Origin of the sequence: Calidithermus roseus (genome assembly GCF_003574095.1) — a bacterium.
GTDB lineage: Bacteria > Deinococcota > Deinococci > Deinococcales > Thermaceae > Calidithermus > Calidithermus roseus.
This window is the reverse complement of sequence record NZ_QWLA01000049.1, coordinates 17332-28900: the sequence shown is the minus strand read 5'-3', so window position 1 is coordinate 28900 and position 11569 is coordinate 17332. Positions and strand designations below refer to the sequence as shown.

Annotated in this window: 12 protein-coding genes; 10 read left to right on the top strand and 2 right to left on the bottom strand. The window is 62.6% G+C overall.

Annotated elements, in window-relative coordinates; genetic code table 11:
• Positions 1 to 177: 177 nt before the first annotated feature.
• The 4 genes from Mrose_RS12305 to Mrose_RS12290 all read left to right on the top strand — a co-directional run bounded on the left by Mrose_RS12305 (position 178) and on the right by Mrose_RS12290 (position 1819).
• A complete protein-coding gene (locus tag Mrose_RS12305; RefSeq protein WP_119278665.1) occupies positions 178 to 396 on the top strand; it encodes a CopG family transcriptional regulator in 219 nt (72 codons plus the stop codon).
• Positions 393 to 812, top strand: coding sequence for a type II toxin-antitoxin system VapC family toxin (locus Mrose_RS12300; protein ID WP_119278663.1), 420 nt, complete (start codon positions 393 to 395; stop codon positions 810 to 812). The genes Mrose_RS12305 and Mrose_RS12300 overlap by 4 nt, the downstream gene beginning before the upstream one ends.
• 277 nt (positions 813 to 1089) lie before the next feature.
• Positions 1090 to 1335: a toxin-antitoxin system HicB family antitoxin gene (locus Mrose_RS12295; RefSeq protein ID WP_119278661.1), complete on the top strand. Its 246-nt coding sequence runs from the start codon at positions 1090 to 1092 to the stop codon at positions 1333 to 1335.
• A gap of 49 nt (positions 1336 to 1384) precedes the next feature.
• Positions 1385 to 1819, top strand: a complete 435-nt coding sequence (locus tag Mrose_RS12290; RefSeq protein ID WP_182482791.1) for a TA system VapC family ribonuclease toxin — start codon at positions 1385 to 1387, stop codon at positions 1817 to 1819.
• Between the two features lie 3 nt (positions 1820 to 1822).
• Here the strand turns inward: Mrose_RS12290 and Mrose_RS18900 are convergent, their stop codons facing one another.
• Both Mrose_RS18900 and Mrose_RS12285 read right to left on the bottom strand, forming a co-directional pair.
• Positions 1823 to 1963 (bottom strand): hypothetical protein, encoded by a 141-nt coding sequence (locus Mrose_RS18900; RefSeq protein ID WP_182482790.1) that lies wholly within the window; start codon positions 1961 to 1963, stop codon positions 1823 to 1825.
• Positions 1964 to 2647: 684 nt separating this feature from the next.
• Positions 2648 to 3640 (bottom strand): LacI family DNA-binding transcriptional regulator, encoded by a 993-nt coding sequence (locus Mrose_RS12285; RefSeq protein WP_119278657.1) that lies wholly within the window; start codon positions 3638 to 3640, stop codon positions 2648 to 2650.
• A gap of 385 nt (positions 3641 to 4025) precedes the next feature.
• On the opposite strand from Mrose_RS12285, the gene Mrose_RS12280 reads away from it, so the two are divergent.
• The 6 genes from Mrose_RS12280 (at position 4026) to uxaC (ending at position 11540) form a co-directional block, all read left to right on the top strand.
• Entirely contained in the window at positions 4026 to 6098 is a 2073-nt protein-coding gene (locus tag Mrose_RS12280; protein ID WP_182482789.1) for a TIM-barrel domain-containing protein, read from the top strand.
• Between the two features lie 9 nt (positions 6099 to 6107).
• Positions 6108 to 7328 carry an ABC transporter substrate-binding protein gene (locus Mrose_RS12275; RefSeq protein WP_119278654.1) on the top strand — a complete coding sequence of 407 codons (1221 nt, stop codon included), beginning with the start codon at positions 6108 to 6110 and terminating at the stop codon, positions 7326 to 7328.
• A 251-nt stretch (positions 7329 to 7579) separates the two neighbouring features.
• Complete coding sequence (locus tag Mrose_RS12270; RefSeq protein WP_119278652.1) at positions 7580 to 8446, top strand: carbohydrate ABC transporter permease; 867 nt, start codon at positions 7580 to 7582, stop codon at positions 8444 to 8446.
• 3 nt (positions 8447 to 8449) lie between these two features.
• Positions 8450 to 9295, top strand: coding sequence for a carbohydrate ABC transporter permease (locus Mrose_RS12265; RefSeq protein ID WP_119278650.1), 846 nt, complete (start codon positions 8450 to 8452; stop codon positions 9293 to 9295).
• Positions 9292 to 10110, top strand: a complete 819-nt coding sequence (locus Mrose_RS12260; RefSeq protein ID WP_119278648.1) for an SDR family NAD(P)-dependent oxidoreductase — start codon at positions 9292 to 9294, stop codon at positions 10108 to 10110. Before Mrose_RS12265 ends, Mrose_RS12260 begins: the two co-directional genes overlap by 4 nt.
• Entirely contained in the window at positions 10110 to 11540 is a 1431-nt protein-coding gene (gene uxaC, locus Mrose_RS12255; protein ID WP_119278646.1) for a glucuronate isomerase, read from the top strand. Before Mrose_RS12260 ends, uxaC begins: the two co-directional genes overlap by 1 nt.
• Positions 11541 to 11569: the final 29 nt, after the last annotated feature.

The following is an 11569-nucleotide window of genomic DNA, read 5'->3' as shown; positions in this document are numbered from 1 at the left end:
CTGCTCCAGCTGGGCCAGTTTCATCCCCTTACCCTTCGCTTCCGCTTCCCCAATCAGCGCCATCAACCGCTCTTGTAGTGGGCTCATGCCTCAGTCTAGGCTATTGGGTTGTTTTTGGGACACACCCACCGGAGCAGGGACTCAGGGTGGAGTGGTATTACATGGTATGATAAACCCATGCGGACCACCATCTATCTACCCGACGACCTGGCCCACGTGGTCGAGGCTTACTTGAAGGAGCACCCGGAGACCAGCCTCTCGGCCCTGGTGCAGGAGGCGCTGGAGGCCCGGTTGCGGCGCAACCCGGCGGCCCTTTTGGAACTGGCTGGGATCGTCGAGAAGGCTAAGGTGAACGCCGGAGAAGGGGCGGAGGATCGTTACCTTCAGGAGCGATGAGCACGGGCTCACCCAGGCTGGTTCTGGACGCGGGGCCGCTGATCGCACTCTTCCACGCTGCCGACCATGACCATGAGGCGGCGGTGCGGGGGTTCCACGAGTTAGCAGAACGGAATAGCCGCCTGATCATCCCCCTGCCGGTGCTGTTCGAGGTGTACAAGTGGCTGCTCTTCGAGGGAGGGCCAGCGGTGGCCCGGCGGGCCCTGGAACGGATGGTGGAGGCATTGGAGGTCGTTCCAATCGGCTATAGCGACCTCGAGGCCATCCAGGTCTTGCTGGCGGGGAGGCCGGATTGGAGGGGCACCTTGGAGGACGCCAGCGTGGTGCTGCTGGCCCTGCGGGCGAAAGCCCCGGTGTGGACACTCAACTACCGCGACCTGGGGGTGTTCAGGGAGCTGTCGTTCTGGGCAGGTTGAGCAGACAAGAGCCCACGGTCGATCTCCTTCGAGATGGGGCAAGCCCTGTGCGCCGGGGGCTTAAAAAGGACAATCCCCGCCGTTGACGACACCACGTTCTTTAGAACGGGGCTTCGCCCTCGCGGCGGCCACGCCCCTGTCCAGCACGCACCCGCACTCGCAGCGGTGGATGCACTCGGAAAGCCCCCGGCTTCCCGCCACGCCGGGACGTAGCGGGTGGTGCACGCGAAAGCTTGCAGGCTTATGATGCATTTGACATATTTGCTATATTTGACATATGCAAACCACACTCCGCATCAACGACGAACTGTACAGGAAGGCCAAGGCTGAGGCCGCCCGGCAGGGAATCACCCTCACGCAGTTTCTCGAGGAGGCACTGCGTTTGCGTTTGCAGTACCGTCCGGGCAAGCCGGCAAATCTCCCCACCTTCGACAGCGGCAAAGCCTTTGACTTCACCCCCGAACAGCTCAAACAGTTAATCCAGGCCAGCCAAGCCGAGCACGATCTCCACAAAATGGGATAATCGGCGGCGAACAGCAGACGCCGCCCGCTCGGTTCAACGGGGATTGTCCGTGTATATCCTCGATGCCAACGTACTCATCTACGCCTTCCGGCGAGACTCGCCGCAGCACGGGGCCTGCTACGCCTGGTTGAGCAAGACCCTCTCCAGCGGGGAGAGCGTCGCCGCCCCCAGCTGGGTCGAACTCACGGTGTTGCGCATCAACACCTTGCCTTCGCTAGGAGACCTAGCCGCCGCGCCCGAGGAAGTTTTCGCATTCCTGTACGGGCTCAGGACGCAGCCTTCATATCAGCTCGTTGAGCCTGGTACGAACCATCTCGCCATCCTGGAAAGCCTCTGCCAGAGCCAAAACCCGCGCGGCAACGACCTCAACGACGCCTTCCTGGCGGCACTGGCGCTCGAGCGGGGGGCTACCCTGGTCAGCACGGACCAAGGCTTTGGGCGTTTCCCGGGCCTGCGCTGGCTCAACCCTCTGGGTCCGGGTTAGCGCCTAGCTGCCGTCGCGTTTGCCGCCCTCGAGCGGGGTGAAGGCGCCCGCCGGGATGTGGGGTGTCGGCATATTCCAGCAGCTTCTGACCCCCAGCGCTGGGCTGAAGGGCGAAAGCTGGGCCACGTGCGTATTGCGCTGCAACCGGGCACTCAGGCTAGGCGAAAGTGCGGGTAGTGCTAGGGAAAGTCTGAGCGCCTCGAGGGGGCGTAGCGACGCGAGTGAGACCACCATGCAGCGGGCGAGGGACGATCAGCAGGTGGTTAGTCGCCTCCGACAAGGGTAAATTTCAGGCCCTGTGCATAGGGCAAGAAATGACTTAACGTACAATGGAAGCGGCATTTAAACCACCCACCCTATCCCCCATGCCACATGCCCCTGCGGCGCAGGGGCATGTGGCATAGTGGGCGGCTGGTATGTGATAAAATGCCCCTCGGGAACAACGGTTCCCGAGGTTCTTGCCGCCCCGCCTTGGCGGGGCGGGGTAGGGGGTTCCGTCCACGAAGCGCTGGGCGGGTAAAACCTGTAGCGTGCGAATCTCGGTCTGGTGCGGCGAAAACCAAGCCGCACTCTTGACCAAACTCCGTACCGTGGGACACACGGGAAGTCACGCTTGAGGAGACGGTCGAAATACCGTGCATCACCGTGTAAGACGCTCGTACCGGGCGCAGTGGTGAGCCCAAGAATCCCACGCGCTTTAGCCGTGGGAGTGCCAACCAACGGGGACACCACAAGCCCCTTCAAGCTTTAGGGCTAAAACTCAAGACCCCTGTATAGCTGCGAGTTTTGATTTGGGGAAGCGGTTCATACACCCCACACCTTTTCCGCTCAAACCCTGATGATGCTCGACTCACGGGGGCGTAGAACCGCATACTGAATCACCTGTATTGCCTCCTCTCGAGGGCACTCAAGCAACTCCACCAGCAGACCCGTAGCCAGCTCTCCCAACTTTCGGCTGGGAATTTCCATATGGGTTAGGCTCGGCGAGAGGTGAGCAGCGAGCGGGTGATTGCCGAAGGCCGCCACCGCCACCTCCTGGGGCACCTTCACCCCCAAAGTCTTGAGCGAAGCCATCAGGCCAATGGCAGCCAGGTCGTTATAGCAGACGACCGCGTCGGGAAAAGGCCGTGCCGCCCAGAGCAACGCACTGGCCTGTTCGCCACCCAGCAGGTCGGGGGTGGTGAGCGACAGCACCTGGGGGGCCAGACCTGCCTGCTGTAGCGCATCTCGGTAGCCACGTTCGCGCTCCTGGTTGACCCAAAAGGGTGGGCCGGCCAAATAAGTGATGTGCTTACATCCCTGGGCGATGAGATGGCTGGTGAGCTGGAGCGAGGCCGTGTACTCATCCACCGTGACCGAGGGCACCCCTGCGATGCGCCGCCCGACGGTCACGATGGGCTGCTCGGGGCTATGGAGGGCGACAATCTCCTCGTCGCTAAGCCTCGAGCCTGCCAGAATTAGCCCATCGGTGCGGGCTTTGAGGCTCTGGATGAGCTCCTGCTCGCGCCGGGGGTTCTCCTCGGCATCGGCCAGGAGCACCGTGTAGCTCCTTTCTGCGGCCACCTGGCCCGCGCCTTTAACCAGGGCGGTGAAGTGGGGGTTCAGGATGTCCAGGATCACCACCCCCAAGGCTCTTGAGCGCCCCGTGCTGAGAATCTGGGCGTGCAGGTTGGCGTGGTAGCCCAGCTTGGAAACCGCTTTCCAAACTCGCGCCTCAGTAGCCGCAGCCATGCGCTGAGTTCCGTTCAAGACCTTGGAAACCGTGCTGGGAGAAACCCCGGCCTCACGGGCCACCTCAAAGATACGAACGGGCTTGCGCATGCTTTTAATATTTTAGTACATACCGAGATCCTCGGCCAGGTCGTATATGTGGTCGGGCTACACCCAAATCCCGTCGCCCGAAGTCCATCGCGTTGCACTCCGAAAAACACCGATATGTGGCCGCTTTCTAACAGCACCTTGACAAAAGTGACCCGCCGTGAAATTCTCTATGGAAAGCGGTTTCCAAAACGCCAGGTCTTTTTCGGGATGGTTTGAGATTCTTATGCAATCTGGCATGCCCCCACACACGCCCGCTACCCCTACGAGGCTTAGCCTCGAGCGCCTCTCTCCCTTCGCTGTCCGCTTGGTCCTTGGGGAAGCAGCCCACCCCAGCGTGCTGCTCGAGCCAAAACCCTTACCCTGGGAGCGGCAGGAGGACGGGCACATGCAAGGCGGTGACATCACCGCTAGCTGGCAGCCCGCGCCCATAGCTTTCCGTATTTCCTACAAAGGCCAGTGCATCCTGGAGGATCACCCCCAGATCGCGTATCAGAAGACCCGCGAGGGCCTGCGGCACACCCGGGTGCAAAAGCCCGCCGAGCGGTACTTCGGCCTGGGAGAGGTGAGCGGTGTCTTGCAGCGCAATTCCAGGCGCTACCGCCTCGAGCCCCGCGACGCCTGCAACTACGACCCCGAGTTCTCCGACCCGCTCTACAAGCACATCCCGCTCTACCTCACCCGGCACGGCGAAAACCTCTGGAGCGCTTTGATCTACGACCAGCCCCATCCCATGGTCTTCGACTTTGGCTCCGAGCGGCACCACTACCACGGATCCTTTATCTATACCCTGCTGCAGGGGGCCGATTACGTGCGCTACGTGGTGGTGGCTGCCGAAAGCCTGCCGGAGTTGCTGCAGCGGCTCACCGACCTGATCGGCAGGCCCAGCCTCCCCCCCCGCTGGAGCCTGGGCTACCTGGCCTCCGGCATGGCCTACACCGATGCCGACAACCCCGAGGAACGCCTGCTGGCCTTCGCCGAGCGGCTGCGCCAGGAGGGCGTGCCCTGCGATGGGTTCCACCTGAGCAGCGGCTACACCCTGCGTGAGGGCAAGCGCTTTGTGTTTCATTGGAACCGGGAGGTCATCCCCAACCCCAATGCGCTGGTCGAAAAGCTCAAGGAGCGGGGGCTGCGGCTTATCGCCAACGTGAAGCCCGCCCTGTTGCAGGAGCACCCAGATTACCCAGAGCTCGAGCAAAAAGGCTGCTTCGTGCGCGATCGCCCGGGCCGGGCCCTGGTGGCCCCCTTCTGGAGCGGCGATGCCTCCTGGCTCGACTTTACCAACCCCGAGGCCCAATCCTGGTGGCGCCGGAACGTCCAGCAGGAGCTACTAGACCGAGGGATCGAGGGCATCTGGAACGACAATAACGAGTACGCCCTGGGCGACGAAGCCTTCAATGCCCAGGGCAAGCCCACCTATCCCAGCGAACAGATTCTGGGCATGGCCCAGGCCTCGCACCAGGCTGCCCTCGAGCACCCGCAATTCCGCAACAAGCGCCCCTTCCTGATCTCCCGCTCGGCCTCGCTGGGGGTGCAGCGGCTGGCCCAGACCTGGAGCGGGGACAACACCAGCGACTGGAAAAACCTGCGCTTCGGCAACCCCGTCGAGCTGGGGCTGGCCCTCAGCGGCTTTGCCTTCAACGGCAACGACGTGGGGGGCTTCTTCGGCCAGGCCCCCAGCCCGGAACTCTTCCTGCGCTGGGTGCAGCAGGCCGTGGCCTACCCCCGCTTCTCGATTCACTCCTGGAAGGAGCCGCCTACCGAGCCCTGGAGCTTCCCCGAGGTGTTCCCCTCCGTCAAGCAGGCCCTCGAGCTTCGTTACCGCTTGCTGCCTTATCTTTACTCGCTGACCTGGCAGCACTGCCAGACCGGCGCCCCCATCCACCGGCCCCTGATGTACGAGTTTCCCGAAATGTTCGAAGACCCCGGCTTTCACGCCCTGCTGGGACCTTTTCTGCTCTTTCCCATGGTGGCGGAGCCAGGGCAGCAAAGCGTAGTGCTCAAGCTCCTCGAAGGCTGGTACGACTGGCACAGCCGAAACCACTACCAAGGCCGCTTCGAATACCCAACCCCATTGGAACGGGTGCCGCTCCTGGTGCGGGAAGGAGCCATCGTGCCGCTGGGGCCAGTACAGCCCTGGATTAGCCCCCGGCACGACACCACCCGCGAGCTGTGGCTTTTCCCCCACCGGGGCGAGGGGCACTCGAGCTTCGTCTTGTACGAAGACGACGGTGAGACCCTGGCCTATCGCCAGGGAACTTATGCCATCATCACGCTGAGCATGTTTTCCACTGCGCAGGAGATCGAGCTAAGGCTCGAGGCCGAAGGAGATTACCCCTTGCCCTATCCCCAACTGGAGGTGCAGCTCGCCACCAACGATCCCCGCAGGCTCAAGGTTACAAGCAACTGGAAGACGCTCGAGCAAAGCCCGCGTGCGGTCAGGCTCAGCACGCGGGCATGAGGAGGTTTTATGCGAAAGGTTCGGCTTTTGGCACTGGTTTTGCTCTTGTGCAGCTTGGCGTCGGCTAAGGGCACACTGCAGATGGTCTGGTTCACCGAAGCCCCCACCGAGCAGGCTATCTTCGAAAAGTACGTCAGGATGTACGAGGCGGCCAATCCCGACACCAAGGTCGAGGTGACTTATGTACCCTTCCAGCAGCTCACCCAGAAGCTGCAACTGATGGTGGCCGGGAACACCCCGCCGGATGTGGCCCGGGTGGTGACGGCCAACATCGCCGAGTTTGAGCCGGTGGCCCTGGATCTCTCGGCCTATGTGGACTCGGCCAGCTTTCTGAACCAGTTTTTACCCTCGCAAATCCCCTACATCTACCGCAAACCCCGCATCATTGGGGCCCCCTTGGACGTGACAGCCAACGGCATCTTCTACAACAAGGACTGCTTCAATGAGGCTGGGGTCAAGGTGCCCACCAACAGCCTGAACGTCTGGACTTGGGAGCAGTGGCGCGAGGCTATGAACAAGGTACGCAACAACAGCAAGTGCCGCTTTGCCCTGAGCTACGACTTCACCACCCACCGCTTCAGCACCCTGCTCTACCAAGCTGGCGGGCGCTTTATTGACGACAGCGGGAAAAAGTTCGTGGTTGACAGCACCCAGGGCCTGCGTACCCTCACCTTCTTCGCCGATCTCTTCAAAGACGGCTTCATCCCCAAGGGACAGTGGCTCTCCAACGACGACCCCAGCACCCTCTTCCGCAGCGGTCAGGCGGCCATGTATATGTCCGGCAACTGGAACCTGGCCCAGTTCTCGCAGATTAAAAACTTCAACTGGGGGGTGATGCCCCTGCCGCGGGACAAATTTCGCAGCACCGTGCCGGGGGGTAAGTTCGTGATGGGCTTTAGGGGAAGCAAGAACCCTGAGGAGGCCGCCAAGTTCATCCAATGGATCACCAGCAAGGAGGTCAACCTGCCCTTCTCCAAGGACAACATGGTGCTCTCGGCCCGCAAAGATGCCAAGGGGATGAAGTATGGCCAGTTTGACGATGCGATTGCGGTCTTCCAGTCCGATCTGAGCGTAACCCCGGCTTATGTGGGCAAGGACTGGTCGAACCCGGCCATAGCCCGGCTCAATACCTTCATTCGGGGTGAGATCGTGAAGGTGCTGCTGGGCCAGCAAACCCCCAAGCAGGCCCTCGAGACCATCCAGGCCGAGGGGAACAAGATTCTGCGCTAAGCGGCGTTCCCAGGAAGCTAGGGCTTCTTGGGAACAATTTTTGTCTCACTCGACTTAGACGGCGGAGCAACAAGAAGCTAGCGGGCAGGTATTTGTGTCGTCTGGGGTCGTAATGCGTCTGTTGATAACACGCCGTGGACTAAATAAGCCGTTTTGGCGAGAGGACCACAAAGCAACAAGCCAATCTAGAAGGGAGTCACCTGTCCTCTCCCCGCCAGCGCAATCCGCGCCGCTGGGACGCAGGAGGCGCTATGGGGCATAAACTCGGCAAGCTGCTCACACCCTACCTATTTGTCGCACCCAACACCCTGATCTTCGGCATCTTCGTGGTGCTGCCGATGGCCTATGGCCTGGTTTATTCCTTCTACCGAGGCAACTTCATCGGCGGACTCCAGCAGTTCGTGGGCCTGGGGAACTACCAACAGCTTCTTCAGGACAGGGCCTTCCTGACCTCGCTGTCCCACACCTTCGTCTATGTGGTCTTGGTGGTCTGCCTGGTGGTGGTGCTCAGCCTAGCCCTGGCCATCGCCCTACGGGCCACCAGCCTGGGCACCGCGCTGGCCCGCATCGGGTTCTACCTGCCGGTAATTCTCTCACCGGTGGTGGTGGGGGTGGCCTGGCGTTGGATGTTCAGCAGCGACCTGGGGGTGATCAACGCGGTGCTCTCGAGCCTGGGCCAGTCGCCTATCCCCTGGCTCACCGACATCAACTGGGCCCGGGCGGTGGTGATCCTGGCCAGCGTGTGGTCAATGGTGGGCTTCTACATGGTGATCTTCATCGGTGGGCTGAACACCATTCCCGCTGAGCTCTATCAGGCCGCCGAGGTGGACGGAGCCAACCCCCGCCAGCAGTTCTGGCAGATCACCCTGCCCCTGCTGACCCCCACCACCTTGATGGTGACCATTCTAGCCACCATCAACTCCTTCAAGGCGTTTGAGATCATTCTGGTCCTGACCAACGGCGGCCCAGGCGACGCTACCCGGCTATTGGTGCAGAACATCTACCAGACCGCCTTCGAGGGGGCTAACCCCACCTACGCCAGCGCCCAGTCGGTGGTGCTCTTCGGCATCTTGATGCTGCTCACCCTGGTGCAGCTACGCATCTCACGGGAGGACTAGCGCATGGTTTCTACCCCTCCAACCCGAAAACGCCTCCAGAACCGGCGCTTCCTGCGGGATGCCCTGGTGATTTTGCTGGCGGTCTTCTTTTTGGTTCCGGTGATCTGGGTGGTGCTCTCCTCCTTCAAGCCCAACGCCGAGCTCTATGTGGTGCCCCCCTCGCTGTTGCCCAAAGAGCCCACCCTGGAAAACTACCGGATGGCCTTCACGGTGGGTCATTTTGCCACCTACACCTGGAACAGCTTCTTCGTGGCCACTGTCAGCACCTTGATTGCCCTCCTGACCAACTCGATGGCGGCCTTTGCCCTGGCCAAGTACCGCTTTGTGGGACGTCAGGCGCTGTTCTTGCTGACCCTGGCTACCATCATGATTCCCCTGCAGGTCATCATGGTGCCGATCTTTTTGGTGCTCAGGAACCTGGGCCTCACCGATAGCCTGTGGGGCATCATCATTCCGCCTGCGGCCACCCCCACCGGGGTTTTCCTGCTGCGACAGTACATCCTGAGCATCCCCGACGAGATTCTGGAGTCGGCCCGCATGGACGGGGCCAGCGAGTGGGGCATCTACTGGCGGATTATCCTGCCGCTCAGCGTTCCGGCCCTGGCCACCCTGGCCATCTTCAGCTTTACCTGGCGCTGGAACGACTTCATCTGGCCTTTCGTCGTGATCTCGAGCGAGCAGAAAGCCACCTTGCAGCTCGCGCTGGCCCGGCTGGTGGGCCAGTTTGGGGTGGACTGGAGCACCCTGCTGGCCGCCACCGTGATCACCCTACTGCCTATGCTGATCGTGTTCCTGCTCTTGCAGCACTACTTTTTGAGCAACCTAACCGCCGGGAGCGTGAAGGGATGAGCCAGCTTGTACTCAAAGGAAAACGGGCCGTGGTGACGGGCGGAAGCGGGGTGCTGGGTCGGGCGATGGCCCTGGCCCTGGCCGAGGACGGGGCTACGGTCTACCTGGGAGCTCGCAGCCTGGCCTCGGCTCAGAAAGCCCTGAATACGGTGGAGGCCAGCCCGGAGGTGCTGGCTCGAGTTCGCCCCCTTCTCTTTGACGTGCTGGACGCTGCATCGCTGAAAGAAGCGGCGGCGCTGGTGGAGTCCGAGGGCGGAGCCGACATCCTGGTGAACGCTGCTGGGGGCAACCGTCCGGCGGCCTCGACGACTCCCGAGCGCGATTTCTTCGCCCTGGACTTGGGCGCGGTGGAGGAGGTGATGCAGCTCAACTTCCACGGCACTCTGTGGGCCACTCAGGCCTTTGGCGCGGGCATGGCCCGCCGTCAGCAAGGCTGCATCATCCACATCACCAGCATGGCCGCGGTGCGCCCCCTGACCAAGGTGGTGGGCTACAGCGCGGCCAAGGCCGCGGTGGTGAACTTCACCCAGTGGCTGGCGGTGCACCTGGCCCAGACCCACGGCCCCGGCCTACGGGTCAATGCGATTGCGCCGGGCTTCTTCCTCACCGAGCAGAACCGCTACCTGATGCTGCAGGAGGATGGCAGCCTGACCGAGCGGGCCCAGACCATCCTGGCCCACACGCCCCAGAACCGCTTTGGGGCCCCGGAGGACCTGCTCAGCACCCTGCGCTGGCTGGTGCACCCACACAGTCGCTTTGTGACGGGCGTGGTGATCCCGGTAGACGGCGGCTTCAGCGCCTTTGGAGGGGTCTGATGGGCTGGGAAGCACCCGAGACCTTCCTCTTCGACCCTGAGCCGGACATTCGGGCCACGGCGCTGGAACTCTACTGGCAAACCCACGAATTGGGCATCATCAGCCCCCACGGGCACGTGCCTCCCGGCTTGCTAGCCAACCCCCAGGCGCAGTTCTCGCACCCCACCGAACTCCTCATCCGCCACGACCACTACGTTTTCCGGCTGCTCTATTCGCAGGGCATCGCGCTGGAAAGCCTGGGCGTAGGCGTGCCGGAGGGCGAGTACGACCCCCTGGAAGCATGGGACATCTTCTGCCAGCACTTTTACCTTTTCGACGGCACGCCTACGGGCTTGTGGCTGCGCCTCGAGCTCACCCGGCTCTTTGGGGTGAGCGAGAAACCGAGTGCGAGAAACGCCCGTGCCATCTACGAGCAAATTCAGGCCGCACTGGACACCCCTGCCTTCACCCCCAGGGCCCTGTTCAAAAAGTTCAAGGTCGAAGTTCTGGCCACCACCGACGCACCCGAGGACGATCTTTCCCCCCACCTGAGGGCCCAGCGCGACGGCTACCGGGTCATCCCCACCTTCCGCCCCGACGGGCTGTTGCAGGTCTTGCGGCCCGACTGGAAGGAACGCTTGGCCCGCCTGGAGGCCGTCACCAACCGCAGCATCGAGCGCTACAGGGATCTGCTCGAGGCCCTCCAAGAACGCCGCCAAGCCTTCAAAAAAGCCGGGGCCACCGCCACCGACCACAGCGCGGCCCAGGTGCGGATTGAACCCTTGCCGGAAGCCGAAGTCGAGCGGCTCTTTGCCCTGGCCCTGAAGGGGGAGATCAACCCCGAAGAGGCTGAGCGGCTCGAGGCCCACGCCCTCTTTGATCAGGCCCGCCTGAGCGCCGAGGAGGACGGCCTGGTGATGCAGCTCCACCTGGGCGTGACCCGCAACCACAACCGCGCCCTCTACGCGCGCCTGGGGGGCGACATGGGTGCCGACATCCCCCACGCGGTAGACTGGACGCGCGGCTTGCAACCCCTGCTGAACGCCTTTGGTGACCCGTCCCAGGGTAAGCCTCTGGAGATGATTCTTTTCACGCTGGACGAGTCCACCTACACCCGCGAGCTGGCTCCCCTGGCGGGACATTACCCCGGCGTGCGGCTGGGAGCACCCTGGTGGTACTTCGACAGCGTGTTGGGCATCGAGCGCTACCTGGACGCAGTGAGCGAGACCGCCACCCTCCACAACACCGCCGGCTTCAACGACGACACCCGCGCCTTTGCCTCCATCCCCGCCCGTCACGAGGTCTGGCGGCGGGTAGTGGCCAACTGGCTTTCGCGCAAGGTACACCGGGGGATACTGGAGCTGGAGGAGGCCCACCGGCTGATGCGCCTGAGCGCCCATGACCTGGCAGCGCAGGCGTACAGGTTGAAGCCCACGCCACAACCGTCCTGAAATCCAAAGAATCTAGCCATCGCACACTG